23 protein-coding genes are annotated in these 26,478 nt (G+C 60.5%); 12 read left to right on the top strand and 11 right to left on the bottom strand.

Features of this window, described 5'->3' with window-relative positions; translation table 11 throughout:
- Positions 1–34 precede the first annotated feature (34 nt).
- Together QM780_RS11375 and QM780_RS11380 are read right to left on the bottom strand one after the other, a co-directional pair.
- Positions 35–1,324, bottom strand: coding sequence for a PQQ-dependent sugar dehydrogenase (locus QM780_RS11375; protein WP_415070589.1), 1,290 nt, complete (start codon positions 1,322–1,324; stop codon positions 35–37).
- A gap of 113 nt (positions 1,325–1,437) precedes the next feature.
- Complete coding sequence (locus QM780_RS11380; protein WP_415070590.1) at positions 1,438–2,088, bottom strand: TetR/AcrR family transcriptional regulator; 651 nt, start codon at positions 2,086–2,088, stop codon at positions 1,438–1,440.
- Positions 2,089–2,180: 92 nt separating this feature from the next.
- Here QM780_RS11380 and QM780_RS11385 point away from each other — a divergent pair, with 92 nt between their 5' ends.
- From QM780_RS11385 to QM780_RS11405, 5 genes are all read left to right on the top strand, one after another.
- Positions 2,181–2,405 carry a hypothetical protein gene (locus QM780_RS11385; RefSeq protein WP_415070591.1) on the top strand — a complete coding sequence of 75 codons (225 nt, stop codon included), beginning with the start codon at positions 2,181–2,183 and terminating at the stop codon, positions 2,403–2,405.
- A gap of 56 nt (positions 2,406–2,461) precedes the next feature.
- On the top strand, positions 2,462–3,676 hold the full coding sequence (locus QM780_RS11390) for an efflux RND transporter periplasmic adaptor subunit (RefSeq protein WP_415070592.1): 1,215 nt from the start codon (positions 2,462–2,464) through the stop codon (positions 3,674–3,676).
- A 13-nt stretch (positions 3,677–3,689) separates the two neighbouring features.
- Positions 3,690–6,887, top strand: a complete 3,198-nt coding sequence (locus tag QM780_RS11395; RefSeq protein WP_415070593.1) for an efflux RND transporter permease subunit — start codon at positions 3,690–3,692, stop codon at positions 6,885–6,887.
- 90 nt (positions 6,888–6,977) lie between these two features.
- Entirely contained in the window at positions 6,978–7,904 is a 927-nt protein-coding gene (locus tag QM780_RS11400) for an ABC transporter ATP-binding protein (RefSeq protein WP_415072020.1), read from the top strand.
- The gene (locus QM780_RS11405) at positions 7,901–8,662 is read left to right on the top strand and encodes an ABC transporter permease (protein WP_415070594.1); all 762 of its coding nucleotides are present in this window, start codon (positions 7,901–7,903) and stop codon (positions 8,660–8,662) included. Before QM780_RS11400 ends, QM780_RS11405 begins: the two co-directional genes overlap by 4 nt.
- Positions 8,663–8,671: 9 nt before the next feature.
- Here QM780_RS11405 and QM780_RS11410 read toward each other — a convergent pair whose 3' ends face one another.
- Both QM780_RS11410 and QM780_RS11415 read right to left on the bottom strand, forming a co-directional pair.
- Positions 8,672–10,144 (bottom strand): aldehyde dehydrogenase family protein, encoded by a 1,473-nt coding sequence (locus tag QM780_RS11410; RefSeq protein ID WP_415070595.1) that lies wholly within the window; start codon positions 10,142–10,144, stop codon positions 8,672–8,674.
- A 32-nt stretch (positions 10,145–10,176) separates the two neighbouring features.
- Complete coding sequence (locus QM780_RS11415) at positions 10,177–11,514, bottom strand: aspartate aminotransferase family protein (RefSeq protein WP_415070596.1); 1,338 nt, start codon at positions 11,512–11,514, stop codon at positions 10,177–10,179.
- A 247-nt stretch (positions 11,515–11,761) separates the two neighbouring features.
- On the opposite strand from QM780_RS11415, the gene QM780_RS11420 reads away from it, so the two are divergent.
- The 6 genes from QM780_RS11420 (at position 11,762) to fabG (ending at position 17,796) form a co-directional block, all read left to right on the top strand.
- A complete protein-coding gene (locus QM780_RS11420; RefSeq protein WP_415070597.1) occupies positions 11,762–14,044 on the top strand; it encodes a propanediol/glycerol family dehydratase large subunit in 2,283 nt (760 codons plus the stop codon).
- Positions 14,041–14,469, top strand: coding sequence for a diol dehydratase small subunit (locus QM780_RS11425; RefSeq protein WP_415070598.1), 429 nt, complete (start codon positions 14,041–14,043; stop codon positions 14,467–14,469). Before QM780_RS11420 ends, QM780_RS11425 begins: the two co-directional genes overlap by 4 nt.
- Before the next feature lie 10 nt (positions 14,470–14,479).
- Positions 14,480–15,175: a cysteine hydrolase family protein gene (locus QM780_RS11430; RefSeq protein ID WP_415070599.1), complete on the top strand. Its 696-nt coding sequence runs from the start codon at positions 14,480–14,482 to the stop codon at positions 15,173–15,175.
- 203 nt (positions 15,176–15,378) lie between these two features.
- Positions 15,379–16,272 (top strand): APC family permease, encoded by an 894-nt coding sequence (locus tag QM780_RS11435; RefSeq protein WP_415070600.1) that lies wholly within the window; start codon positions 15,379–15,381, stop codon positions 16,270–16,272.
- Positions 16,193–16,927, top strand: a complete 735-nt coding sequence (locus QM780_RS11440; protein ID WP_415072021.1) for an APC family permease — start codon at positions 16,193–16,195, stop codon at positions 16,925–16,927. The genes QM780_RS11435 and QM780_RS11440 overlap by 80 nt, the downstream gene beginning before the upstream one ends.
- Before the next feature lie 89 nt (positions 16,928–17,016).
- Entirely contained in the window at positions 17,017–17,796 is a 780-nt protein-coding gene (fabG, locus tag QM780_RS11445; protein ID WP_415070601.1) for a 3-oxoacyl-ACP reductase FabG, read from the top strand.
- A gap of 38 nt (positions 17,797–17,834) precedes the next feature.
- Here the strand turns inward: fabG and QM780_RS11450 are convergent, their stop codons facing one another.
- The 7 genes from QM780_RS11450 to QM780_RS11480 form a co-directional block, all read right to left on the bottom strand.
- Positions 17,835–18,914, bottom strand: coding sequence for an AraC family transcriptional regulator (locus QM780_RS11450; RefSeq protein ID WP_415070602.1), 1,080 nt, complete (start codon positions 18,912–18,914; stop codon positions 17,835–17,837).
- Positions 18,915–19,043: 129 nt separating this feature from the next.
- Positions 19,044–20,120 carry a phosphotransferase enzyme family protein gene (locus QM780_RS11455; protein WP_415070603.1) on the bottom strand — a complete coding sequence of 359 codons (1,077 nt, stop codon included), beginning with the start codon at positions 20,118–20,120 and terminating at the stop codon, positions 19,044–19,046.
- A gap of 148 nt (positions 20,121–20,268) precedes the next feature.
- On the bottom strand, positions 20,269–21,696 hold the full coding sequence (locus tag QM780_RS11460; RefSeq protein WP_415070604.1) for a gamma-aminobutyraldehyde dehydrogenase: 1,428 nt from the start codon (positions 21,694–21,696) through the stop codon (positions 20,269–20,271).
- A gap of 31 nt (positions 21,697–21,727) precedes the next feature.
- On the bottom strand, positions 21,728–22,546 hold the full coding sequence (locus QM780_RS11465; RefSeq protein WP_415070605.1) for an ABC transporter permease: 819 nt from the start codon (positions 22,544–22,546) through the stop codon (positions 21,728–21,730).
- Positions 22,536–23,474 (bottom strand): ABC transporter permease, encoded by a 939-nt coding sequence (locus QM780_RS11470; protein ID WP_415070606.1) that lies wholly within the window; start codon positions 23,472–23,474, stop codon positions 22,536–22,538. The genes QM780_RS11465 and QM780_RS11470 overlap by 11 nt, the downstream gene beginning before the upstream one ends.
- Entirely contained in the window at positions 23,471–24,481 is a 1,011-nt protein-coding gene (locus tag QM780_RS11475) for an ABC transporter ATP-binding protein (RefSeq protein ID WP_415070607.1), read from the bottom strand. Before QM780_RS11475 ends, QM780_RS11470 begins: the two co-directional genes overlap by 4 nt.
- 59 nt (positions 24,482–24,540) lie before the next feature.
- Positions 24,541–25,647, bottom strand: a complete 1,107-nt coding sequence (locus QM780_RS11480) for an ABC transporter substrate-binding protein (protein WP_415072022.1) — start codon at positions 25,645–25,647, stop codon at positions 24,541–24,543.
- A gap of 438 nt (positions 25,648–26,085) precedes the next feature.
- Between QM780_RS11480 and QM780_RS11485 the strand changes: the two genes are divergently transcribed.
- Positions 26,086–26,478 carry a winged helix-turn-helix domain-containing protein gene (locus QM780_RS11485; protein WP_415070608.1) on the top strand — a complete coding sequence of 131 codons (393 nt, stop codon included), beginning with the start codon at positions 26,086–26,088 and terminating at the stop codon, positions 26,476–26,478.

Genomic DNA, 26,478 nt, shown 5'->3' on the forward strand with positions numbered 1-26,478 from the left:
TCCCGCGCCCCGCTCGCGATCGAAATTCGAAACGTCAGCCCTTATAGACGATGCGCCAAATGCGGCCGGCCGCGTCGTCGGCCACGTAAAGCGCACCATCAGGCCCCACGGCAAGTCCCGTCGGGCGATGCTCGGTACCTGATCCGTCTCCGTTGCGAAAACCGTCGGCGAAAATGACATAAGGACCGGAGGCTTTGCCGTCCTTTAACGGCTGAAACACGACATTGTAGCCCTGCTGACCGCCCTCCGAGCGGTTCCACGAGCCGTGAAAGGCGATGAACGCGCCGTCCCGGTAGGTCTCAGGAAATTGGCTTGCCTTGTAGATTTTGAGATCGTTCGGCGCCCAATGGGCCGGAAAGGCCGCGACGGGGCCAAGCTTATCGGCGCAGCGTCCGACCGCTTTGCCATCGCCGCCATATTCCGGAGCAAGGACGAGTTTTTTCTGGAAGCCGTCGTAATAACAATAGGGCCAGCCGTAGTCGCCGCCCTGCTTGACTTCGACAAGTTCTTCCGCGGGCAATTCCGAGCCTTGTTCGGAGGAATAAAGCTTCGGCCAATTCTGATAGAGCTGATCGCGGCCGTGCTGGGTCGCAAATAGTCGTCCGGACGAGTCGAAGTCGATGCCCTCAGCGTTGCGCAGTCCCGTCGCGTATCGGGTCGCAGATGAAAAGAGCTGGCCTGTTTTGTTTGCGTCGAAGCGCCAGATGCCCCCGCGCGTTTCGCGTTCGGTGCACGGATCGATGCCACGCGATTCCTTGGCTCGATTGTCCTCCTGGCAGGAATTCGTCGCGGAACCGAGATCGACGAACAGATTGCCTTTCGGGTCGATCGCGAAGGGGCGCGGGCGGTGATCGCCGTCTATCGGCAGTTCCAGAACGACCGCTTCGGGGTTTCCTTGCGGCACGATCGAACCAGGGTTGAGTTTGTATCGGACGATCTCGTCGCCGATTTCGGCGTATAGCCAATCGCGATAGATGCCGATGCCGGTTCCACCGCCATTTGCCGGACCGAACTTTTCGATGACGTCGGCGCGGCCTTCGCCCTTGGTATCTTTCAAAGCCAGAAGCGAACGCTGATTGTTGACGTAGACGGTTCCGTCGGATGCCACGACCAGATGGCGCGGAGCGCCGACGTGATCGGCGAAGATCGTGGCGCAAAAGCCTTTCGGCAGAGTCAGCCCGGCGTTCCCCGATTCGCATTGGGCTCCTGCGGTCGATGCGCCGGAGGCAAGAGGAACGAATGTTGCGGCGAAAAGAACAGTCGCTGCGATCGAACGTGTGCGTGATCGGTTTCCGGAAATCGATACGTTCGAGCCGTTGGACATGAAGACGTTCTCCGGAACCAGGAATTTCGGGTACTGCCGACACGTGGCGGTCGCGTTTGCGGCCTACAAGACCCGCTGAAGGTGGACAAGCCTTGTTCGCGCTTCCGTTTCGCTCAGTTCGGCCAAGCTTTCAGCGCCATATCCGCGACCGCGAGCAGATCCGCCCGCGAGGCGCCACCGGCGGCCTGAACCGACATGCCCTGCGTCACCGTGACGACGTAGCGTGCCAGGGATTCGGGGTTCTGCGCGGGGTCGAGGTCGCCTTCGGCCTTCGCGCGCTCGAAACGCCGGCGCAGGTTCTGCTCGCCTTCCGAGCGGCGCTTACAGAGTTCCTGCTTGATCGAATCAGCGGCCTGGCTGCACGTCAGCGCACCTTGCACGGCTAGACAACCGGCTGGATTGCACGGGTCGGTGAGCGACAGAGCGACAGAGCGCAGAAGGTGCTCGACGACCTTTCTTGCCGTTGGCTCGGACAGGGCTTCGCTTTGGAGCGCACCGGGGCCCTTTTCGGCATAGCGATCGAGCGCACGGCGAAACAGTTCTTCCTTGTTTCCGAAGGCGGCATAAAGGCTTGGGCGGCTAATGCCCATGGCGTCCGTCAGATCGGAGAGGGACGCGCCTTCGTAGCCGTGCTGCCAGAACACCCGCAGCGCTTTGTCGAGGGCCTCGTCGGCATCGAACTCTCGCGGGCGGCCTTTGTGCGCCGCTTCTTTTTGCACCAGTTCTCTCCCGGATCGCGTTTTCTTTATAATGGCACTATACATTTCAATACCCATCAGTACAAATAGTAGTTGACAGGCCGTTACGCTGACCTATATCCGTACCGTTCAGTACATATATAGGGAATGCGCGCGCCATGAAAAGCTCTCTCAATTCGACGACCGCGGCCGCCTTTCGGGGGTTTGTGGGATTGTTCGCGGATCGGACCAACGGTTCCGAGACCGAAGCGGAGCACATCCCTTTCGTTGTATCGGCCTGCGGGTATCACGCCGAGGACGCCGGCCGATCCGGCGAGCCTGCGCAATTCGAAAGCCGGCCCGAAGGTTGGCACCCGGGTCTCATCGTCGACAATTTTTCCTGACTCTCCACGCCTGACCAGCACGCGGCTGAGGCTCACAGACATTCGAGGGACTAAGCATGTACGTCCAAGCACAAACCAAATATCTGAAGAGCTTGCTGGGCTCGGTTGCCCTTGCGGCGCTTGTGGCACCGCCGCTCGACGCTTTTGCGCAAGATGCGCAAGCGCCGGGCGCCGTCGCGGTATCGGTTGCGACCGTGCAACCGCGAGAAGCCAATACCTGGGACGAATTTTCGGGCCGGCTGGAAGCGGTGGAAAGGGTCGACCTCCGGCCACGCGTCGCCGGGCAGATCGTCGCCATTCATTTTCGCGAAGGCGCTTTGGTCAAGGCGGGTGACTCGCTCGTTACCATCGACCCGGCTCCTTATGCCGCTGAAATCGATCGCTTGAACGGGGCGGTTGCAGCGGCTCAGGCTCAGGTCGTATTCACGAAGGCCGACGTTGCGCGTGCCCGACAGATCATCGGCGACGCGCTGTCGGAGCGTGAACTCGATACACGCGCCAATGCCTACGACGCCGCGGTTGCAAATCTGAAGAGTGCGCAAGCCGCGCTCAGGACCGCGAAACTCAATCTCGAATGGACCGAAGTTCGCGCTCCGGTTTCGGGCCGCGTCGGGCGGCGCGAGATCACCGTCGGAAACCTCGTCGAAGCCGGGCCAAATGCGCCTCTGCTGACGACGATCGTCTCGGTCAATCCGATCTACGCCAGTTTCAACGCCGACGAGAACGTCGTCGCGCGGGCGCTCGCAACTCTTTCGCCCGAAGCCAACGCAACGGCGCATGTCGAGAAGATTCCGGTCGAAATCGCGACGGCGACGGATGACGGCGGCTGGCGCTCGGGTGTGCTGCAGTTTGTCGACAACAAGGTTGACGTCTCGAGCGGCACGGTTCGGCTTCGGGCGACATTCGACAATAGCGATGGCCGTCTGATCTCGGGGCAGTTCGTCCGCGTTCGGCTGGCGCAGCCAAAGTCTGCGCCCGTGATCGCGATTTCCGAGCGCGCCATCGGGACCGATCAGGACAAGAAATACGTGATGGTCGTCGGCCCGGACAACAAGACTTCGTATCGCGAGGTGAAGCTCGGGGCGATGACGGACGATCTGCGCATCATCACCAAGGGGCTTCAGGCGGGAGATCGCGTGATCGTCGCGGGGCTGCAGCGCGTCCGGCCCGGCGTTCAGGTCGCGCCTGAACCGGTGGCGGTGAACGGCCAGCCTCTCTCGGAAGAGCATGCCGCAGCCGACTCGCGCAACGATAAGATCTCGCCCAACTAATCGAGCACGCATTATGAATATTTCGAAGTTCTTCATCGATCGCCCGATTTTCGCGGGCGTACTGTCGACGCTCATCTTCCTCGGCGGCCTGATCTCGCTGCCGGCGATGCCGATCTCGGAATATCCCGAGGTCGTGCCGCCTCAGGTCGTCGTACGCGCCAACTATCCGGGCGCCAATCCGAAGGTGATCGCGGAAACGGTTGCGACGCCGATCGAAGAACAGATCAACGGTGTCGAAGGCATGCTCTACATGAGCAGCCAGGCGACCACCGACGGCCTGATGACGCTCACCGTCACGTTTCGCCTCGGCACGGATCCGGACAAGGCGCAGCAGCTCGTCCAAAACCGCGTTTCGCAGGCTGAGCCGCGGCTGCCTGAAGACGTGCGTGCGCTCGGCATAACGACCGTCAAAAGCTCGCCCGACCTGACGATGGTCGTGCACTTGTTGTCGCCGAACAATCGCTACGACATGACGTATCTGCGCAACTATGCGGTGATCAACGTCAAGGACCGGCTGGCGCGCATCAACGGCGTCGGCGACGTGCAGCTCTTCGGCTCGGGCGACTATTCGATGCGCGTTTGGGTCGATCCCGCCAAGGCGGCGGAGCTTGGCCTTTCGGCAATGGACATTGTCAACGCGGTGCGCGCAGAAAACGTGCAGGCGGCGGTCGGCGTCGTCGGCTCATCGCCGTCGCTTCCCAATCTCGATTTCCAGCTTTCGGTGAACGCGCAAGGCCGCCTCGCCAGCGAAGAGGAATTCGGCAACATCGTCGTCAAGGCCGGGACGAACAATCAGGTGACGAGACTGCGCGACGTGGCGCGCATCGAGCTTGGCGCCGCCGATTATTCGTTGCGTTCGCTTCTCAACAACAAGCAAGCGGTCGCCATCCCGATTTTCCAGGCGCCTGGTTCCAATGCCATCCAGATCTCCGACGATGTCCGCAAGACGATGGCGGAGCTGAAGCAATACATGCCGGAAGGCGTCGACTATAGCATCGTCTACGATCCGACCCAGTTCGTGCGGGCTTCAATCGAGGCGGTCATTCACACGCTGCTCGAAGCGGTGGCACTGGTCGTTCTGGTGGTCATCATCTTTCTGCAGACGTGGCGGGCGTCGATCATTCCCCTCATCGCCGTTCCGGTATCGATCATCGGCACGTTCGCGGTGATGCACGCCTTCGGATTTTCTATCAATGCGTTGACGCTGTTCGGGCTCGTGCTTGCGATCGGCATCGTGGTCGACGACGCGATCGTCGTCGTCGAGAATGTCGAGCGCAATATCGAGAACGGCTTATCGGCGCGCGACGCCAGCATCCAGGCCATGCGCGAGGTTTCCGGTCCGATCATCGCGATCGCGCTGGTGCTCGTCGCGGTGTTCGTGCCGCTGGCGCTGATTACCGGCCTGACGGGCCAGTTCTATAAGCAGTTCGCGTTGACGATCGCGATCTCGACGGTGATTTCGGCGGTTAATTCGCTGACGCTTTCGCCAGCGCTCGCCGCGGTGCTGCTGAAGGGGCACGACGAGCCGAAAGATCGGCTGACGCGCGCAATGGACTTGCTGTTCGGCTGGTTCTTCCGAGGCTTCAATCGCGCGTTTGGCTGGGGCTCGAATGCCTACAGCGGCGGCGTCAAGCGCATCCTCGGTCATAAGGCGCTGGCGTTCTTCATTTACCTGATCCTCATCGGCGTCACCGCCGGACTGTTCAAGGCGGTGCCCGGCGGATTCGTGCCGGGACAGGACAAGCAATACCTGGTCGGGTTTGCGCAACTTCCGGACGGCGCCACGCTTGATAGAACCGAAGACGTCATTCGGCGCATGAGCGACATCACCCTCAAAACACCAGGCGTCGAGAGCGCGGTGGCGTTCCCTGGGCTGTCGATCAACGGTTTCACGAACAGCTCGAACTCGGGCATCGTGTTCGCGTCGCTGAAGGCGTTCGATGAGCGGCGTTCGCCTGAACTCAGCGGCCCTGCGATCGCGGCTAAGCTCAACCAGGAATATGCCGTCATCAAGGATGCGTTCATCGTCATGTTCCCGCCGCCGCCCGTGCAGGGCTTAGGGACAATCGGCGGCTTCAAGCTGCAGGTCGAGGACAAGGCGGGTTTGGGCTATGACGCGCTGACGGAAGCAATGACCGCTTTCACGGCGGCATTGAACAAGGCCCCGGAACTCGCGGGCATCTTCACGTCCTATCAGGTAAACGTGCCGCAGCTTTACGCCGCCATCGATCGGACGAAGGCGCGCCAGTTGGGCGTGGCCGTGCAGGACGTGTTCGACACGATGCAGATCTACCTCGGATCGCTCTACGTCAACGACTTCAACAAGTTCGGGCGGACGTACTCGGTGCGTGTCCAGGCCGACGCGAAATATCGCGCGCGGCCTGAGGATATCGGCTTGCTGAAAGTTCGTTCCAACACCGGCGCGATGATCCAGCTCTCGGCGCTGCTCGACATCAAACAGATCGCGGGGCCGGAGCGCGCCATGCGCTACAACGGGTTCCTGGCGGCCGACGTCAACGGCGGCGCAGCACCGGGATATTCGTCGGGCCAAGCGAAGGCAGCGGTCGAGCGCATCGCGGATGAAACGTTGCCGAAAGGCATCGGCTACGAGTGGACGGATCTCACCTATCAGGAAATCATCGCGGGCAACTCGGGGATCTGGGTGTTTCCGCTATCGGTCTTCCTCGTCTTCCTGGTGCTTGCGGCTCAATATGAAAGCCTCGTGCTGCCGTTGTCGATCATCATGATCGTGCCGATGGGGCTGCTCGCCGCGATCACGGGCGTTTATCTTTCGCACGGCGACAACAACGTCTTCACGCAAATCGGCCTTATCGTGCTGGTCGGCTTGTCGGCGAAGAATGCGATCCTGATCGTCGAGTTCGCGCGTGAACTGGAACTTTCGGGACGCAACCCGGTGCAAGCTGCAATCGAGGCGAGCCGCCTCCGGCTGCGGCCGATCCTGATGACGTCTATGGCGTTCATCATGGGTGTCGTGCCGCTCGTCACATCGATCGGCGCCGGCGCCGAAATGCGGCGGGCGATGGGCATCGCGGTGTTTTCGGGCATGATCGGCGTCACGCTGTTCGGCATCTTCCTGACGCCGGTCTTCTACGTGATCCTGCGCCGGTTGAGCGGCAACAAGCCGCTCAAACACGTCGGCGAAGTCGCGGCGCCCGTTCACGGTCACGTTGTGCCAACACCCGCGGAATAGTTGCAACAGTTCCGGTTCGGAAGCGTTGACAAGGCGGATGCGATACGTGATGCCCTGCCGATGCTTCCCCCATTTGCCAAGAGCATCAGGATGCCGCCGATCATTCGTGTCGCAAATCTTTCGAAAACGTACGCATCCGGATTCAAGGCTCTCAAGGACATCAATCTGGAGATCAGGCAGGGGGAGATCTTCGCTCTGCTTGGGCCTAACGGTGCGGGCAAGACGACGCTCATCAGCACGATTTGCGGTATCGTCAATCCCAGCACTGGTTCGATCGAAGTCGACGGCAAAGATATCGCGCGAGATTATCGCGCCGTGCGGGCAATGATCGGGCTCGTTCCGCAGGAACTTTCGACAGACATGTTTGAGACGCCGTGGGCGACGGTGAATTTCAGCCGCGGGCTTTTCGGCAAACCGCGAAATCACGCGCTGGTGGCGAAAGTCCTCAAGGATTTGTCGCTCTGGGACAAGAAGAATGCGCGCATCATGACGCTTTCTGGCGGCATGAAGCGGCGCGTTCTGATCGCGAAAGCACTGGCACACGAGCCGCGCGTTCTCTTTCTTGATGAGCCGACGGCGGGCGTCGATGTCGAGCTTCGCCGTGAGATGTGGGACGTCGTCCGGGAAATGCGCGAGAGAGGCGTCACCATCATCCTGACGACGCACTATATCGAGGAAGCGGAGGAGATGGCGGATCGTGTCGGCGTCATCGCGAAGGGCGAGATCATTCTCGTCGAGGAAAAGGATGAGCTGATGCGCAAGCTCGGCAAGAAACGCCTGCAACTGCAGCTTTCGGTGCCCCTCGATCATATCCCCGAAACGCTTGCACCTTACGACCTGCAGTATGGCGCCGACAAAAGCGAGCTGATTTACACCTACGATACGCGAACCGAGCGTACCGGCATAACTGCACTTCTCAACGACATGCGGGCGGCGGACATTTCGTTCAAGGACCTGTCGACGACGCAAAGCTCGCTCGAAGACATTTTCGTCGATCTTGTTAGGGCAAAGCGATGAACATCGAAGCGGTTCGGGCCATTTACAGCTTTGAAATGTCGCGGTGGGGCAGAACGCTGTCGCAAAGCGTCATTTCTCCGGTGCTGTCGACGTGCCTTTATTTCATCGTGTTCGGCTCGGCCATCGGCTCACGGATCTCGCAGGTCGAGGGCGTCGATTACGGTGCATTCATCGTTCCGGGCCTCGTCATGATGCTGCTGCTGACGCAGAGCACGCTCAATGCGTCGTTCGGCATCTATTTCCCGCGCTTCACGGGAACGATCTACGAGCATCTATCGGCGCCGGTGTCGCCATTCGAAATCGTTCTGGGCTATGTCGGATCGGCGGCGACGAAGTCGGTTATTCTCGGGCTGCTCGTGCTCGCCACGGCGAGCTTTTTCGTCAAGCTTCACATCGCGCATCCGATCTGGATGCTGACCTTTCTGGTGCTGACGGCCGTCACTTTCAGCATGCTCGGCTTCATCATCGGGATCTGGGCCGACGGCTTCGAGAAGCTGCAAATCATCCCGCTTCTCATCATCACGCCGCTGACATTCCTCGGCGGCACGTTCTATTCGATCAAGATGCTGCCGCCGGTCTGGCAGACCGTCACTCTCTTCAACCCCGTCGTTTATCTGATCAGCGGGTTTCGCTGGAGCTTCTTCGAAATTTCGGACGTGAACGTTGGCGTCAGTCTGCTGATGACCTTCGTGTTTCTTTTGGTGTGCATGAGTGTCGTTTGGTGGATCTTCAAGACGGGATACCGGCTCAAGGCGTGAAGCCAGCGATCAACTCTTGAGATACCAGCCCCAGGCATCGCTGCTCTGATATTTCAGGATCTGCTTGGGCTCCAAAAAGTTGTTGAGGCCCCACTTGCCCAGTTCGCGGCCGATGCCGCTCTTCTTGACGCCACCCCATGGCGCTTCGAGGAACGTCGGCTGCGAGCAATTGATCCAGACCACGCCGGCCTCAAACGCGTCGGCGACGCGCTCGGCGCGCGTGTGATCTTGCGACATGACGGCGGCTGCGAGGCCAAACTCGCTGCCGTTGGCAAGTTTCACGGCTTCGTCTTCGCTGGCGAAGGTCGATACGGCGAGGACCGGTCCGAATATTTCTTCATTCCAAATGCGCGCGGCCGCAGGCACATCGGCAAAGATCGTCGGTTCGAGGAAGTAGCCTTCGTTGAGATGAGCTGGACGCGCGCCTCCCGTCACCAGTGTCGCTTCGCTTTTGCCGACATCGATATAGCTCGTGACCTTATTGTACTGGGTCTTGCTGACGAGCGGGCCGAGCAGCGTCCCGGGCGTCATGCCGTCGCCGATCGTGATTTTCTTGGCTTCTTCCGACAGGCGATCGATTAGCTTCGGCGCGATGCCTTTCTCGACGATTAGCCGAGACGTGGCGCTGCAAACCTGCCCCTGGTTCCAGAAGATGCCGAACATCACCCATTCGACAGTCTGCTCGATATCGGCATCATCGAAGACCACGATCGGTGATTTGCCGCCCAGCTCCAGGCTAACGCTTTTAATGTCTCGCGCGGCGGCGGACGCGACCGCGATGCCCGTCGGGACCGAGCCGGTGAAGGCCAATTTGCGCACATCGGGATGAGCCGCGAGTCGTGCGCCCGCCGTCGCGCCGTAGCCGGTGACGACATTCAGCACGCCGTCGGGTAGACCGACCTCCGATGCAATCCGTGCCAGTTCCAGCGCGGTCAGAGGCGTATATTCCGAGGGCTTCAGCACCAGCGCGCAGCCTGCGGCAAGCGCAGGCGCGACCTTCCAGGCCGCCATCAGCAGCGGATAGTTCCATGGAACGATCAGACCTGCGACCCCGGCGGGCATGTATTTGACGCGTGCCCGGAAGCGCTCGTCGGGGACGCCGATGATCTCGTCCTGTCGACCGTCGAGTTCTTCGGCGTAAGTAGCGTAGAGATTGAAGCAGTAGGCGGAGTCGCCGATATCCCACAGTGCCTCGGGGAGCGGCTTGCCGTTGTCCCTCACTTCGATCTCGGCGAGTTCCGGTTTGCGCTCTTCGATTTTATCGGCGATGGCGCGGAGGTATCCTGCCCGGTCGCGGCCCGATGTGCGTGCCCACGGTCCGGTCATCGCGGACTTCGCGGCGGCGACGGCAGCATCGATATCGGCGGCAGTTCCCGCGGCGCAGGTATGGAACACACGCTCGTTCGCCGGATTGATGACGTCGAGCGTGCCACCCTCACGAGCGTCAACCCACTTTCCGTCGATGAAAAGCTTCGATTCCATCGTTGCTCCTGCTGTGAAATGCGATGCGGCGTTCAGGATGCGTCGGCTAATGCGCCCTTGAAGCCATCGAGGAAGATATCGGCGTGCGCGCGAGTAAAGCAGAGCGGTGGCCGGATTTTCAAGACGTTGCCGTGGCCGCCGGCTATGCCGATCAGGATGTTGCGATCGCGCATGCCGTTGACGATCTTCTCGGCAGCGACGCGATCGGGTTCGCGCGTCTGCCGGTCTTTGACGATATCGACGCCGATATAGAGCCCGGCGCCACGAACGTCGCCAACGCAATCGCCATCGGTTGAGGCGCTGCGGATTCCGGCACGAAGATAGTTGCCGGTATCGAAGCTGTTCTGCTGCAGGCCCTCGTCTTTCAGCACATCGAGCACGGCGAGGCCCGCCGCGGCCGCGACCGGATTGCCACCAAAGGTGTTAAAATATCCTGATTTCGAGCCGAAGGCTTGCAGCAGATCCGGCTTTATGGCGACGCCGCCCATCGGGTAGCCGTTGCCCATCGGCTTGCCCATCACGACCATGTCGGGAACGAGTCCGTGGCGGGCGAAGCCCCAGGTCTGCTCTCCTGTGCGGCAGAAGCCAGGTTGGACTTCATCGGCAATATAGACGCCGCCGGCGGCGTGGACGGCCTCCTGCGTCTCCTTCAGGAATCCCGGCTCGCCAGGGAATACGCCGTCGCTCGAGAAAATGCTGTCGGCGATAAAGCCTGCAAAACGAATGCCCTTCGTTTCCATGCTCATGATCGCGGTGCGGACATCTTCTGCCAGCCGGCGGCCGACACTTCCAGGCGCTTCGCGATATGTGTCCGGCGCGGGAATGAGAAAGACATATGGCGGGCGCGGTTCGGCACTGGCGGAGGACGGCGAAATCTCGGTCACCGCCGAGGTGTTGCCGTGATAGGCGTTGTCGGTCACGATGAAGCCGGTGCCACCGGTCACAGCCCTTGCGACACGAAGCGAGAAATCGGCGCTTTCGCTGCCGGTGCAGGTAAAGACGATATTCGCGACGGCATCCGGCATGGTGCCGAGAAGCCGCTCGGCATAGGTGTAAATGTTGGAATAGAGATAGCGCGTGTGGGTGTTGAGTGTGCCGATCTGCCGGGCGACCGCGTCGGCGACCCGCGGATGGCAATGACCGACAGACGGCACGTTATTGTAGGCGTCCAAATAGCGCGTGCCGTCGGCGTCATGCAGCCAAACGCCTTCACCCTTCACGAGATTGAGCGGGCGCTCGTAGAACAACATCGAGGTCGGACCGAACGTTTCCTTCCGGCGCCGGACGAGGTTCGCCGTCTCGGGCGAAAGCCCCTTGTCGGAACTCATGTCGAATGCATTGAGTTCGAGTATTTTCTTCGTTGCTTCCATGCAGTCCTCGGCAAGGCTCCCAGTCGATGTGGCGCGGCCGGGCTTGTTTCAGGGAACATATAGGCGCCTATGATCTCAACGCTTGACCGTCGCGCGGCGTAGCTGTTCAGTTCGCCCGGGCCGCACCCTGTGAAGCTTGACCGAAGCCCGTCAACTTCCGGGCAATTAAGGTCAAACTCCGCAGCGGTTCCCGGGAGTATCTTGACCGCCCGATCCAACTGGTCGCTTCATTGCCGAGATCCATGCCATGACGGAAGACTCGCACGTTCGCGCCAATCGCTGGAAGCGGTTTTCTGACTGGGACGAGCGGCCGCTTCGCCTCGACAAGTTCGCGATTGAAGACGCTTCGAGCGGATTTGCAGCCTTCAAAAGCCCGCATGATCCGAAGCCCGGGCTAGCTATGGGCAAGGGCGTCGTCGAATCCATGGACGGGATCGCCGTCCGTGACTTCGATATGATCGACATTTTCATTTCGAAGTATCATCTCGATCCCGAGATCGCACCCGAAGCGATGGCGATGCCCTCGATAGAGGTGGCGCGGATGCTCGTGGACATGAACGTTCCGCGCAGCACCCTTATCCGGCTGGCGCACGGCATGACGCCGGCAAAGCTCGCCGAGGTCGTCGCGCATCTCTCATCACTCGAAATCGCGTTCGCCTACAGCAAAATGCGGGCGCGGCAGACGCCCGGAAATCAGGCGCACGTCACCAACGCCAAGGACGACCCCCTGCAGATGGCGGCCGATGCAGCAACCGCCGTTGCGTTCGGCTTCGACGAGATCGAAACGACGATGCGGGTCGCGCGCAATTCTTGGTCGAATGCCGTCGCCTGCGCCGTGGGCGCCGCGGTCGGGAGATGGGGGACCTTGTTCCAGTGTTCGAGCGAGGAGGCGGAAGAGCTGAAGATCGGCATGGCCGGTTTCACGTCCTACGCCGAGACGCTGTCGGTCTACGGCACGGAGAAAAGCTTCATCGACGGCGACGATACGCCATGGTCGAAAGCATTTCTGGCGGCTGCCTACGCATCACGCGGCATCAAGATGCGGTGCACGTCTGGCGCCGGATCCGAGTTGCTGATGGGATTTCACGAGCGCAAATCGCTGCTGTATCTCGAAGCCCGCTGCCTCTGTCTGCAACGCGCCATGGGCGTACAGGGGACGCAGAATGGCGGCGTCGATGGCGCTCCCGTCACGTGCACGGTGCCGGGCGGCATGCGCGAATTGATGGCCGAAAACCTCATCGCGGTCTGGCTCGATCTCGAATGTGCGTCGGGCAATGACGCGCGGGCGACCGAATCCGAAATCCGGGTCGGGGCGAAGATCCTGCCTTATCTGATCGCCGGGTCGGACCTCATCTGCTCGGGCTTCGGCTCGATCCTGAAATACGACAACTCGTTCAATCCATCGCTTCTCAATGGCGAAGAGCTCGAAGATTACCTTGTCCTGCAGCGAGACTTCGAGGCGGACGGCGGATTGACGCCGGTCGGCGAGAGCCGGATCATGGATCTGAGAGCACGGGCGGTCGATGCCGTCAGCGCCGTGCTCGAAGAGCTTGGGCTCGCGAAGCCTACCGCCGACATGAAGCAAAGCGTCATCGCGGCGTCGGGCTCGGACGAGACGCGGACCTTCTCGGGCCGCGACGTGGCGATGATCAGCGAAGCCATTTTCGAACGATCGATCACTGTGATCGACGTCATCAAAGCCCTGGCCGCACGCGGCTTCCGGGAGGAGGCAGAGAACCTGCTGAAGGTCGTGCGGCTGCGCGTCTCCGGCGACTATCTGCAAACCTCGGCCGTCGTCAGGGACGGCAAGATCATCAGCGCCGTCAACGACCCCAACGACTATCAAGGCCCGGGAACGGGCTACAGGGTGAGCGAAGCCAGGCGCGAAGAGCTGGTCGCCATCCGGGACGTGCTGACACGGCAGGAAGTCCTGCGGGTGGAAGCCACTTATCGTCCGACGGAAATCACTCGGATCTCCTACCGGCCGCTCGGTCCGGCAGCGGTTACTGCCAATCCGCGCGAAGTGGTTATCGGCATCAGCCCGGCGTTTGGGGTCAAGCTGTTCCAGACGGTGGCCGGTCATCCGCTTTCGGCCATCCTGCGCGTGCTTATCTCGGGGATCACGGAAGGTGGGTGCACGGCGCGGGTGGTTCGCATGCGCCATACCGCCGACACGTCCTTCCTTGGCCTCAGCGCGGCGCGATTGGCCGGATCGGGTATCGGGATCGGCATCCAAGCCAAGGGGACAGCCGTCATCCATCAGAAAGACCGGCTGCCGCACAATAACCTGGAGCTTTTTTCCAATTCGCCCATTACCAAGCTTGAGCATTACCGGCGCATGGGTCTCAACGCCGCCGCCTACGCGCGCGGCGAGATGCCCGAGCCCGTGATCGTGCCGACCCGAGGCGAAGCGATGGGATCGCGCTACCATGCGCGGGTGTCGATGATCTATGCCATCGAGACCGAGATGACCTCCGAAGGTGCAGAACCCGAAGAAATCGACATCAAGTTCCTCGGAGCCGCGGCATGAGCGAGAAACCCCTGTCGGTCGCCGATTATCCTCTCGCCGAGATACGCCCCGACGCCGTCCGAACCAAGACGGGCAAGACCCTCGACGACCTGACGCTCGACGGTGTTCTGGGCGATCACGTCACCATGGAAGACCTGCGCATCACCGGACGGGCGCTCCGCCAGCAGGCCGAAATCGCAAACGCCGCGGGACGGCCGACGCTTGCCGCTAACTTCGAGCGAAGCGCCGAACTGGTCGACGTGCCGCAGGACGTCATCATGCGGACCTATGAGCTTTTGCGCCCGGGCCGGGCGGGATCAAAGGATGAACTGCTGGCGGCGGCCAAGGAGCTGCGCGAGGTCTATGGTGCCTCGGGCGTCGCAGCATTCATCGAAGAGGCCGCCGACGTCTACGAGCGCCGCTCCCTTTACAAAAAACGCTATTGAAAGGTCACGCATGAGCTGGAAGACAGCCTACCGTTCCATTTATTACGACGGCGCCCCGGAACCAGCCGATCCCGACCTTTCCAAAGCTCATACCGCCCTTCTCATCATCGACGTGCAGAACACCTACCTGGAGCGGCCGGACCGGGCGTCGCTCTCAGCTGAGGACCAGCGCCGCTATGATGCCTGGACGCCGTTCCACGAGCGCATGCACCAGACCGTGCTGCCGAGGACGAAAGACCTCATCGAAACGTTCCGGAAAAACGGCATCGAATGTCTTTTTGCCCGTATCGCCTGCCACACCAAGGACGGCCGGGACCGCTCGCTGTCGCAGAAAATGCCGGGCTGGAACAATCTGTTGCTGCCCAAGGACGAGTTACCGTCTCAACTGGTGGCGGAGCTGGCGCCGGTCGGCGACGAAATCGTCGTTACGAAGACAACCGACAGCGCCCTGACCGGCACCAACCTGCGGCTTATTCTTACCAACCTCGGGATCAAGACGGTTGTTTGCTGCGGGATCTTCACCGACCAATGCGTCTCGTCGACCGTCCGGAGCCTAGCGGACGAAAGCTTCGCCGTCGTCGTAGTCGAGGATTGCTGCGCGGCCGGTTCCGACGAGCTTCATCACAAGGAGCTCGAGATCATGAACATGATCTACTGCCACGTCATGTCGAGCACAGAACTCAAGGAGATCATGGGGCTCAGTTGACATAGGTCAAGTTTTGACAGCGCAATGTCAAACCGTGCCTTGCGCTGCACATATACGCTCGCAAACAATGTGCGACCCGCCTGTCTATGCAAGACCGAAGGCGATGGGCCGAAGATCACCGTCCGAAGGTACGTGTACGTTCCAAATCGCGCCGAACAGATCCTGGATGTTCGGATGACTGCAACCCAGGGGGAGTAGCCAACGTGACATCATCTAACACAAGTGCTCTCGAAGCCACCGAGAGTTTCGATGTAAGTAAGGATGCGTCGGTCGACAAGCTGCACGCCAAGGCCATCGGCTTGATCGGCGTGCTGTTCTTGACGGTTACCGGCGCGGCGCCGGAATCCGCCATGCTCGGCAACGTGCCGTTCGCCGCAGGCTTCGGTAACGGGATCTATGTTCCTGCAGCGTTCCTGCTTGCCACGATCGTTCTGACGATCTTTTCAGTGGGCTTTGCCGCGATGGCGAGCAAGGTTTCTTCCGTCGGCGGGTTCTACTCCTTCATCAGCCTGGGCCTCGGCCGAGACGTAGGCATGGCGGCGGGCATTTCGTCTCTGGCGTGCTACAGCATTTTCGAGGCGTCGTTGACTGGCCTGTTCGCCTATTTCGGCAACCAGTGGATACAGGCACATTTTGGCGTCAACGTACCCTGGCTCTATCTCGCGTTCTTCGTGATCGCTTTGAGTTCTTTCCTCTCCTATCAGGACGTGCAGCTCTCGGTGAAAGTTTTGGGGGCGGCGCTGGTGTTCGAAGTCATCATGCTGTCGATCTTTGATATCGGCGTGCTCGTCGCCAAAGGTCCTGGCGCTTTCAACCTCGAAGCCCTGAACGTCTTCCATGTCATGACCCCCGTGGTCGCTCAGAAAGTCGGAACGACCGACATAGCGGCCGGTGCTGCGGCGGTCGGCGTGTTCATGGCGTTCTGGTCGTGGGTCGGATTTGAAATGGCGCCGAACTACGCCGAAGAGTTCGGTCGATCCAAAGCGCATCATTCCCAAGTCGCTATATTACTCCGTCATCGGCCTTGGCCTTTTCTACATCGTCACCAGCTGGTGTGCGATTTCGGCCTATCCGACCGAAGGCGACATGTTGGCTAAGGCGGTTGCCGACTCGAGCAACTTCTTCCTGTCTCCTCTTGAGCAATTCGTCGGCTCATGGGCGAAAGAAGCAATGTTTCTCCTCATTCTGACGAGTTCGTTTGCGTGCAGCATGGCTTTCCACAACACCGCTGCGCGCTATATGTATTCGCTCGGCCGTGAGGGCGTGCTTCCGAAGTTCCTCGGCAAAACGCATCCGACGCACAAGAGCCCGCACATTGCCTCCGTCGTTCAGACGCTGCTTGCCGTGCTCTGGGTCGGGCTGTTCGCCTTGGTCTACGGTACGAACGATCCCAATGCCCAAGCCTACCTCGGCGTCTACACCATGTTCGCGGTTCTTGGCACGATGCTGCTTCTCATCCTGCAGGCCGTCGTCTCGATCGCGATCATCGTGTACTTCCGGGCCAACCATCCGGGTGAAGTGAATGTTTTCGCCGGCCTGATTGCTCCGGTGATTGCCTTTGTTTCGCAGGTCTATCTCGTCTACCTGCTCGTCGCGAACCTTGAAACGTTCGGCGGTACGGGCGGCTTCGGTGGCCGCATCCCGCTGATTGCCTTCATCATACTTGGTGTCGGTCTGGTCTGGGGCCTTGCTCTCCGAGTGATCTCGCCGGAAGCGCATGCCCGTATCGGCCGCATGGTTCTGAACGAGTAGCCTCGGAAGCACGGAAGAGAATACGATATGAGGCGGACGCTTTGCCGGCGTCCGCCTTTTCAACAGGAATCCCAGGGAGAGCAAATTCAATGCTCACGTCTATTGCAGGCCGATCAGTCATCGTCACCGGAGCAAGCAAAGGGATCGGAAAAGGCATCGCGCGTGTTTTCGCCAAGAACGGCGGCAAGGTTTTCGTGGTGTCACGCCATCTCGACGAGGCGGAGGCAACTGCCGAGGAGTTCCGCAAAGCAGGCGGCACGGCCAAAGGATTTGCGGCCGACATCACCAGCATGGGCGACATGCAGGTTCTCGCCGACACGGTTGCGAGCGACTACGGCGGCATCGACATTCTCTGCGCCAATGCCGGCATTTTCCCGCAGGCAAAGATCGAGGAGCTGTCGCCGGAGGATTGGGATTTCGTCCAGACGACAAACCTCAAGGGCACGTTTCTGCCGATCAAGGCGTGCCTGCCCTATTTGAAGAAATCGGATCAAGGACGCATCGTCATTACATCATCGATCACGGGTCCGGTGACGGGTTTCCCCGGCTGGTCGCACTATGGTGCGACCAAAGCCGGACAACTCGGCTTCATGCGCACCGCGTGCATCGAACTCGCGAAGTATGGCATCACAGTCAATGCCGTCCTTCCCGGCAACATCGCGACCGAGGGGTTGGCCGCGCTCGGGCCCGAATACGAGAAGTCGATGGCGGCATCCATTCCGCTGAAGAAGCTCGGCACGGTCGAGGATATCGGTTATGCGGCGCTGTTCCTGGCGTCCAAGGAGGCCGCCTACATCACCGGGCAGACGATCATCGTCGATGGCGGCCAAATCCTGCCGGAAAGCATGGATGCGCTGGCGCAAGCCTAAAAGCCGGTGCCGGCGAGCGCTCTTCGTTTCGTGAGATATCAGCCGTGGTTGCGAAAGACCTCGGCACGGAGCGCTCGCGGGGAAAGACCGGTCCAGCGGCGGACAGCGCGGCTGAACGCCGACAGCTCCGAGTAGCCGACGAGAAAGGCGATTTCAGAAAACGAGAGCTGGCGCTGGCGAACGTAAGATAGCGCGAGATCCCGGCGGGTGTTCTCAACCAGCGTACTGTAGCTCAGCCCATCGTAATGAAGCTCGCGCTGGATGGTGCTGAGCGGAAGGCGCAATTCGGCTGCAATGCCTTCGATCGCGGGAAATCCCTCCGGCAGGCGCGCCCTGACGGCGCTGCGCACGCGATCGGTGATGCTGAAGCGGACGTCCTGGCGTTCGGAAAGTCTTTCGAGGCAGAGCTTCATGGCCGACATCAACCGCGCATCGGCCGAGGGCATGCTGTGCTTCAAAATCTGTGGTCGAAAGACGATGGCGTTCGTCGGCTGGGAGAAGAATGCCGGAGACGCAAACGCCCGCTCGTGTTCGCGCCACTGCTCGGGCTTAGGATGCTCGAAGTGGACCTCCTCCGGCGCCCAACCCTGTCCCATCGCCTCACGAATGACATTCAGGAACATGCCGAGCGAAAGCTCAGCATCCTGGCGGCGCTCGACGATCTGCGGAGCGTCGACGCGATACTCGAGCTTCATCAAGCCCTCGGGCGTTCCCGCCAGCGCCATTGTCGAAGATTGCTGATGCAGAGGGAACAGATCGACGAGCGTTTCTAAAGCTGTGCCAAGGGTCGGCGCCGACAGCGCGGCATAACCCCAGAGACCGAGATCACGCGGATCGAACGAATGGCCGAACCAGAGGCCGAAATTGTCATTGCGGGTAATGCGGGCACTTTCTTCGAACAGCCGGCAGTAGGAGCTGAGGCTCAGTTGAAGCGTGGGCGAGCCCGCCATCTCCGGCGAAATCCCAGCGTTGCCGAAGATGCGGTCGACATCGCCGTTCAGCCGTTCGATGAATTTGACGATACCCGTCGCGGCCGATGCAAGGACGGAAGGATCAGCCTTCCTGCCGAGCACGCCCGCGGCCCCCGTCGCCATGGATTCGTTTATGCCGACGTCCATTCGTTCCTGGTGGGAAGGTGCCAATATCGCGAAGAAAAAAGCTAGCAGATGCGTTCGGCTGGTCAACTGCCGCGCACGATTAAATATTCGGCACTTTGCATCTGCAAATGCCTAATTGCACTGCAACATTCAGCCGAACAAGCGGCTCAAAATGCTTTTCTTGGCGGCGGGGGCGCCGGTTGGGGCGTTTCTCGGAAGGCCAAACTGAGAGAGATATTTTTCGCAGAGCGGAATCGAATCCTGCGTGTAGGCGACGCCCATCGATTTGGCGAGTTCGGTCTCGGAATGTGATCCGATCCACGCAACGAGCAGCAGCCTGCGTAGCATTACGAATGTCGGAATTTCGTTCTCGTCCGCCTCGCTCAATGTGCCGATCCGGCCGTAACCGCGGACCCATGCTTTGAGAAGATCGGGCACTTCGGGTGCGTGCTCGAAAAAGGATACCGTCGTGGCGCAATCATAGAGCAGCCAGGAAAAGCCGCAGTCGTCGAAATCGATGACTTTGACGGTGTTGCCGTCCATCAGAAGATTGGCAAGGCGCATATCGCCGTGGACTAGGTTGAAGCGGTCGGGCGCTTTGCCGAACGCCTCGAGACGCTGCTCGATCAGGGCGACGGTCTCGGAGATGGCTTCCATCGCCTCCGCCGTCATCCCCATTCCGTTCTTCCAGTAGCCCCAGTGCGGGCGACTGCCAAGGCTGGTCTCGAAATCCCACGTATGGCGCTCGAACCAGGCAGGGCGCCGCCATTTGCGGACGTGCGCATGCATGCGGGCGGCGGTTTCGCCCAACAGCTCGAAGCCGGCTACATCGGTCTGGTCGGGTTCGTTCCCGTTCTCCCATTCGAAGAGGACGACATTGCGCGGATTGGGCAGGCCTTCGACGGCTACCGTTTGAATGAATTCGCCGTCGGCGCCGCGCACGGCGGTCGGCGTCGCGACGCCGCCGCTTTCACGCAATGCCGCGAGCCAAGCAAGCTCCGATGCAATGGCGGTCCGCGAGTGATAACCTTCGCGGTGAATCCGCAAAGCCCATTTTCGGCCCGTTGCGTCTTCGACCTTGTAGGTCGCGTTCTCGGAAACGTTGATCAGCTTGACGGGAATGCCATCGGGAAGCCCGAAGCGACGCGTCGCGCGCTCGGCCAGGACCTGCAATTGTTGAAGCAGTTCGTCGTGAGTCAACGTAACCGTGCCCGTCATGTCGGCCATGACATCTCGTGTGCGTTTCTGGATGAGGCGGCTGTTCGGCAACCTCTGTTTTCTTGGGCCATAGTAGAAAACGGCGGCAAGGTCCACTTGACCTCGCCGCCGCTTCAGTTGACAGCTCGATAAATCGCGTCGTCGCGAGAGACGAGGATCAGAGCTTCACCATCACATGACGCGGGACGGTATAGTCTTCGAGGGCATACATCGAAAGATCTTTGCCGTAACCCGACATCTTGAGACCGCCGTGGGGCATCTCACTGCACAGCATGAAGTGCGTGTTGACCCATGTGCAGCCATATTGCAGCCGCGACGCAACCTTCATGCCTTTGGCGATATCATTGGTCCAAACCGATGATGCGAGGCCATAGTCGCTGTCGTTGGCCCAGGCGATGGCTTCATCGGCATCGTCGAACGGCGTAACCGAAACCACCGGACCGAACACTTCTTTGCGCACGATCTCATCTTCCTGCTGCGCGCCGGCGATGAGCGTCGGCTCGAAGAAGAAGCCCTTGCCCGACGGCGCTTTGCCACCGGCGGCGACATTGACATGATTCAGTTGGCTGGCTCGCTCGACGAAGCCTTGGACGCGCCCCTTCTGCGCTGATGAGATCAGCGGTCCGAGATCGTTGTCGTCATCGTTGGGCTGATTGTACTTCAAGCTTTTAACCGCGCTGGCGAGATCGGCGACGAGGTTGTCGTAGACTTTCTTGCCGGCGTAGATGCGGCACGCGGCGGTGCAGTCCTGGCCCGCGTTGTAATAGCCGAAGATTTTGACGCCATCGACGACGGAAGCGATGTCGGCGTCGTCGAACACGATGACGGGCGCCTTGCCGCCGAGTTCGAGGTGCGTGCGCTTGATATTCGAAACGGCGGCCTGAAGCACCTTCTGGCCGGTGCCGATGCTGCCCGTCAACGAAACCATCGCGACCTTCGGGTGGTTGATGAGGGCCGAGCCGGTGGTCGCACCCTTGCCGACGACGATGTTGACGACGCCTTCGGGGAAGATGTCGGCGATGATCTTACCGAGCTTCAGCAAGGTCAGCGGCGTTTGTTCGGACGGCTTCAAGACGATGGTGTTGCCACCGGCGAGAGCCGGGCCGAGCTTCCACGCCGCCATCATCAGCGGGTAGTTCCAAGGTGCGATCGAGCCGACGACGCCGACGGGATCGCGGCGGATCATCGAGGTGTGACCGGCGAGATATTCGGCAGCGACCGGGCCGTGCATCGTGCGTACGGCGGCTGCAAAAAAGCGGAAGCAATCGACAATGGCGGGCATTTCGTCCTGCAGGACGCGGATGCGCGGCTTACCGGTATTCAGCGCTTCGAGCGCCGCGAAGGCTTCTGCTTCCTTTTCGACCGCATCGGCGAGCTTCAAAAGCAGCGTCGAGCGTTCGGCAGGTGTCGTCTGCGACCATGTCTTGAAGGCTTTCTCGGCCGCGCTTACGGCGGCGTCGACCTGAGCAACGGACGCGTCCGGCAGATTGGTGATCACTTCTTCGGTCTTAGGGTTGACGATCGGCTCCGGTGAATCCGTTCCCGCGACGAAATCGGAACCGATGAGCATGTTGGTGTCGAGCATGGTTTCCTCCACTGATCGTTCCGGCGCCCCGCTACTTCGAGGAGCCGCCTGTGTGTTCGCCTTCCCGCGTCAAGTAGTAGGCCGCAAGGATCGGCAATAGCGTTACGAGAAAAACGAAGACGGCGACCACGTTCGTCACCGGTCGTTGCCGCGGCCGAATCAGTTCCGACAGCATCCAGATCGGAAGCGTCGTCTGCTGGCCGGCGGTGAATGTCGTGACAATCACTTCGTCGAAAGACAGCGCAAATGCAAGCATTCCGCCGGCGAGAAGCGCGGTGCCGATTTGCGGCAGGATGACGTAGCGGAAGGTCTGGAAGGAATCGGCGCCGAGATCCATCGACGCCTCGACGAGATTGCCCGAGAGCCGGCGGAATCGCGCAACCGCATTATTGTACACGACGACGATGCAGAACGTCGCGTGGCCGAGCATGATCGTCCAGACCGAGAACGGGATGCTCATGATGTCGAAGGCGGAGCGGAGCGCGATGCCGGTGATAATGCCGGGCAAGGCGATCGGAAGCACAAACAGCAGCGAGATCGTTTCGCGACCGAAGAATTTTGCGCGCGACAGTGCGGCGGCCGCCAGCGTGCCGAAGATCAACGCCAGGATCGTCGCGACGGCAGCGACCTGCAACGAAAGATAAAGCGGCGGCCAGATGTCGGGCCGCGAATTCCACGCCACCCCAAACCATTTCGTCGTGAGGCCCGGAGGTGGGAATTGGAAGCTCTTTTCCTCGGTCGTGAAAGCGTAGAGGAAGATGAAGAACAAAGGCAAATGCAGGAACAGAAGACCTGCGACCGCCGAAATGCGCAGACCGAAAGGCGACGGGTTTTTGCCGTTAGAGGACATCGAACGCCCCCATCCGCTTCGCCATCCAAAGGTAGGCCGCCATGATGACCATCGGGACGACCGTGAAAGCCGCCGCCAGCGGAATGTTGCCGGCTGTGCCTTGAAGCGTATAGACCGCCTGCCCGATCATCAGACGAGAATTCCCGACGATCTGGGGAATGATGTAATCGCCGAGCGTCAGCGAAAACGTGAAGATCGATCCGGCTACAATGCCCGGGAGTGCCAGGGGGAAAATCACTGTCCGGAAAGTCTGACCGGGCTCGGCGCCGAGATCGGCCGAGGCTTCGATGAAGTTCGCCGGAACGCGTTCCAACGCGGCTTGCGTCGGCAAGATCATGTACGGCAGCCAGATGTAGACGAAGACGAGGAAGGTTCCCAAATAGCTGAACGAAAGCGACGGACCGCCAACGACCGGCAGCGCCAGGATTCCGTCGAGCAGCCAGCCGAGGTGCAGAGTGTTCGCGAACCAGGTAATGACACCTTCCTTCGCGAGTATCAGCTTCCAGGCATAAACTTTGACGAGATAGCTCGACCAGAGCGGCATCATCACCGCGAGGTAGAAAAGCGCTTTCATCCAGCCGCGGGCGTAGCGCGCCGCGTAATATGCGATCGGAAACGCGATGATGGCGCTGGTGATCGTCACAAGCGCAGCCATAGTGACAGTTCTCAGGATGATCTGGACGTTCGAGCCCTCGAACAGCTGCTGATAGGTCGCGAGCGTGAACTGGTGAACGACGAGACCCGAGAAATCATCGAGCGAATAGAAGCTCTGCAGCAGAAGAGCGAATAGCGAGCCGACGTAGACGATGCCGATCCAGAGAAGCGGCGGCGTCAGCAAAAGGAACGTCAGCCATTGCGGGCGCGCAAAAAAGAAATCGGAGACGGCCCCAGCAGCCCCGCGAGGGCTTTCGTGAGCGGCGACCGTCACGCTCCGTCTCCCATCGCGACCATCGCCGATTTCGGCCAAGCGAGCGTGACCGCATCGCCTTTGTGGAGTGATGCTCCGGGCGGAATGGTCGCCACGATGGGAAGCTTGTCCGTCGCGACCGTGATGCGCGTCACGGCGCCCTGATAGCTGATGGAGCTGATCGTGCCGCGCGCGGAGGTATGATCGGCGGCAATCGACGCGGTTTCAGGAACGACGTCGATGCGCTCGGGGCGAAGGCTTGTCCAGGCGGCGACACCGCCGTGGGCGACGGCAAATTCCGGCGGCAGGACGTTCGAGGACCCGACGAAATCGGCGACGAAGCGGGATGTGGGCCGTTCGTAGACGTCGGAGGGAGTACCGACCTGCACGATTTTGCCGTCGTTGAAAATCGCGACGCGGTTCGCCATCGACAGGGCTTCACCCTGATCGTGCGTGACGAAGACGAAGGTGATGCCGAGGCTGGTCTGCAGCGATTTCAGTTCTTCCTGCATCTGTTCGCGCAGCTTCAAGTCGAGGGCGCCGAGCGGCTCGTCGAGCAACAGCACCTTGGGGCCGTTGACGAGTGCGCGGGCAAGCGCCACGCGCTGGCGCTGGCCGCCGGAAAGCTGGGCCGTGCGGCGCGTGTCGTAGCCTGCAAGCTTGACGAGCGCCAAGGCGTCCTTGGCTTTGGCTTCGCGCTCGGCTTTGGAGACGCCTTTGATCATCAGTCCGTAGGCGACGTTCTCACCGACGGTCATGTGCGGGAAAAGCGCGTAGTCCTGAAAGACGGTGTTGACGTTACGGCGATAGGGCGGAACGCCCTCGGCAGTTTCGCCGAAAATCTCGATGTGGCCTTCGTCCGGCTGCTCGAAGCCTGCGATGAGCCGGAGGCAAGTCGTCTTGCCGGAACCGGAAGGACCGAGAAGGGCGAAAAACTCGCCTGGCTCGATATCGAGCGAAACGCCGTCGACGGCGCGAACCGAACCGAACCGACGCGAGACATTCTGAAAGCGGACTGCTGGAGACATGAAACTCTTTTAGCGCCTTGCGGCCGACCGATGGCGGCCGGCCGCAGGAGACAGGACAACTACTTACCGAGGATGGCGATGTAATCTTTCGCCCACTGCGAATAGGGGACGCAAGAGCTTTCCTTTTCGCACTTTGCTGTCGGCGTGCGCCAGAACCAGATCTTTTCGAAGTTCTCCGAGCCGTTCGTCGCGCAGCCAGCGTCGGTCAGCAGGGCGTTGCCCTTGCAGGCTGCCGGGACGGTCGGCACGGAGCCGAACCATGACGCCAAATCGCCCTGGAGCTTGGGATTGAGCGAGTGCTCCATCCACTTGTAGGCGCAGTTGGGATGTTTGGCGTTTACATGCATCATCGTCGTATCGGCCCAGCCCGTCGCACCTTCCTGAGGGATGGTCGAAGCGATCGGCTTCTTGTCGGCCTGAAGCAGGTTTACCTGATAGGGCCAGGACGAGGATGCGACGACGCCTTCGTTCTTGAAGTCATCGACCTGAACGGTCGCATCGTGCCAGTAGCGGCCGATCAGGGCACGCTGCGATTGCAGCAACGCGATGACGGCGTCGTACTGTTCCTTGTTCAGCTCATATGGATTCTTGATGCCGAGTTCGGGCTTTTTCTTCGCAAGATAGAGAGCGGCGTCGGCGATGTAGATCGGCCCGTCATAAGCCTGGACGCGACCCTTGTTGCTTTTGCCGTCGGGCAGCGTCTGCTCCTCGAACACCACCGACCAGCTCGTGGGGGCTTCCTTGAACACGGTCGTGTTGTAGGCGAGTACGTTCGGGCCCCACTGATAGGGCACGCCATAGTGAACGCCATCGACTGTGTGCCATGGCGCATCCTGAAGCCGCGGATCGAGCGTTTTCCAGCTCGGGATCAAATCAATGTTGATCGGCTGGACTTTCTTGCCGGCGACGAGGCGGAGCGAGGCATCGCCCGAGGCGGTGACGAGATCGAAGCCGCCCTGGTTCATCAGCGTGACCATTTCATCGGAGGTGGCCGCGGTCTTGACGTTGACCTTGCAGCCGGTGTCCTTTTCGAAGCTTGTCACCCAATCGTAATTCTTGTCGGACTCGCCGCGCTCTATGTATCCGGGCCAAGCAACGATATCGACTTCGCCTTCGCCGGGGCCGACCGACGTCAAGGGCTCGCCCCAAGCTGAGAAGCTGCCCATCAAAAGAATTGCCGTCGATGCTACGAGTGTCTTCCGAGTGGGCGTCATGTGTGCTTACTCCTCCGATTTCACGCCGCGACGAAGCGGGCCGGGCGGCATGGCGACCGCCCATCCACCCTCAACGGGTTATACCGTCTGCGATGTTAGTTCAGGAATTTTAGCGACGCCAGAGAGGCGCGAAGCGACGCCATGCGGGGTGGCGCTCGAAATAGCCATTGATTAATTGAAGACCGGTCAGGGGCGTGGCGCTGCGTAAGCTTTGGATCTCGGCCCAACAGGGGCCTACCTTTCGACTTCTTGGGACATCGCCAAAACAGTCTGTGGTCGTGATTGGTTGTCGGGTAGAGTTATCAGCAGTCATCCGGCAAACGCAAAGCAGCAATGTGCGGACCGGCGGGTCGAATGGTAATAACAATTTTGAATGCAGCGCGGTGAAAAATGACAGTCGTTAAAATCCGCATCGACTTCGATGGCGATCGCTATATCGGCCACGGCCGCGTGCAGCTTCTGGAACTCATCGGACAGCACGGGTCGATCGCCAAAGCGGCGAAAGCCATGGACATGTCATACAAGCGCGCGTGGTACCTGATCGACGAATTCAATTCGATGTTCGCCGACCCGCTGATCGAGCGCCATCATGGCGGAAGAGGCGGAGGGGCCGCGAAACTGACGCCGTTCGGCGCCGAACTCATCCGTCATTACCGGGAGATGGAAGCCAAGGCCCTCACCGTTTTTGCCAAGCCGCTATCGTCGATCGAGAGGCATTTGGTGCAACTGGAAAAGCCCGGTCAAAAGGCGGCAAAGAAAGGCGTGCAGCCGGCGCGCGCGTAA

Source organism: Hyphomicrobium sp., from assembly GCF_047600905.1.
In the GTDB taxonomy this organism is placed as follows: Bacteria; Pseudomonadota; Alphaproteobacteria; order Rhizobiales; family Hyphomicrobiaceae; genus Hyphomicrobium_B.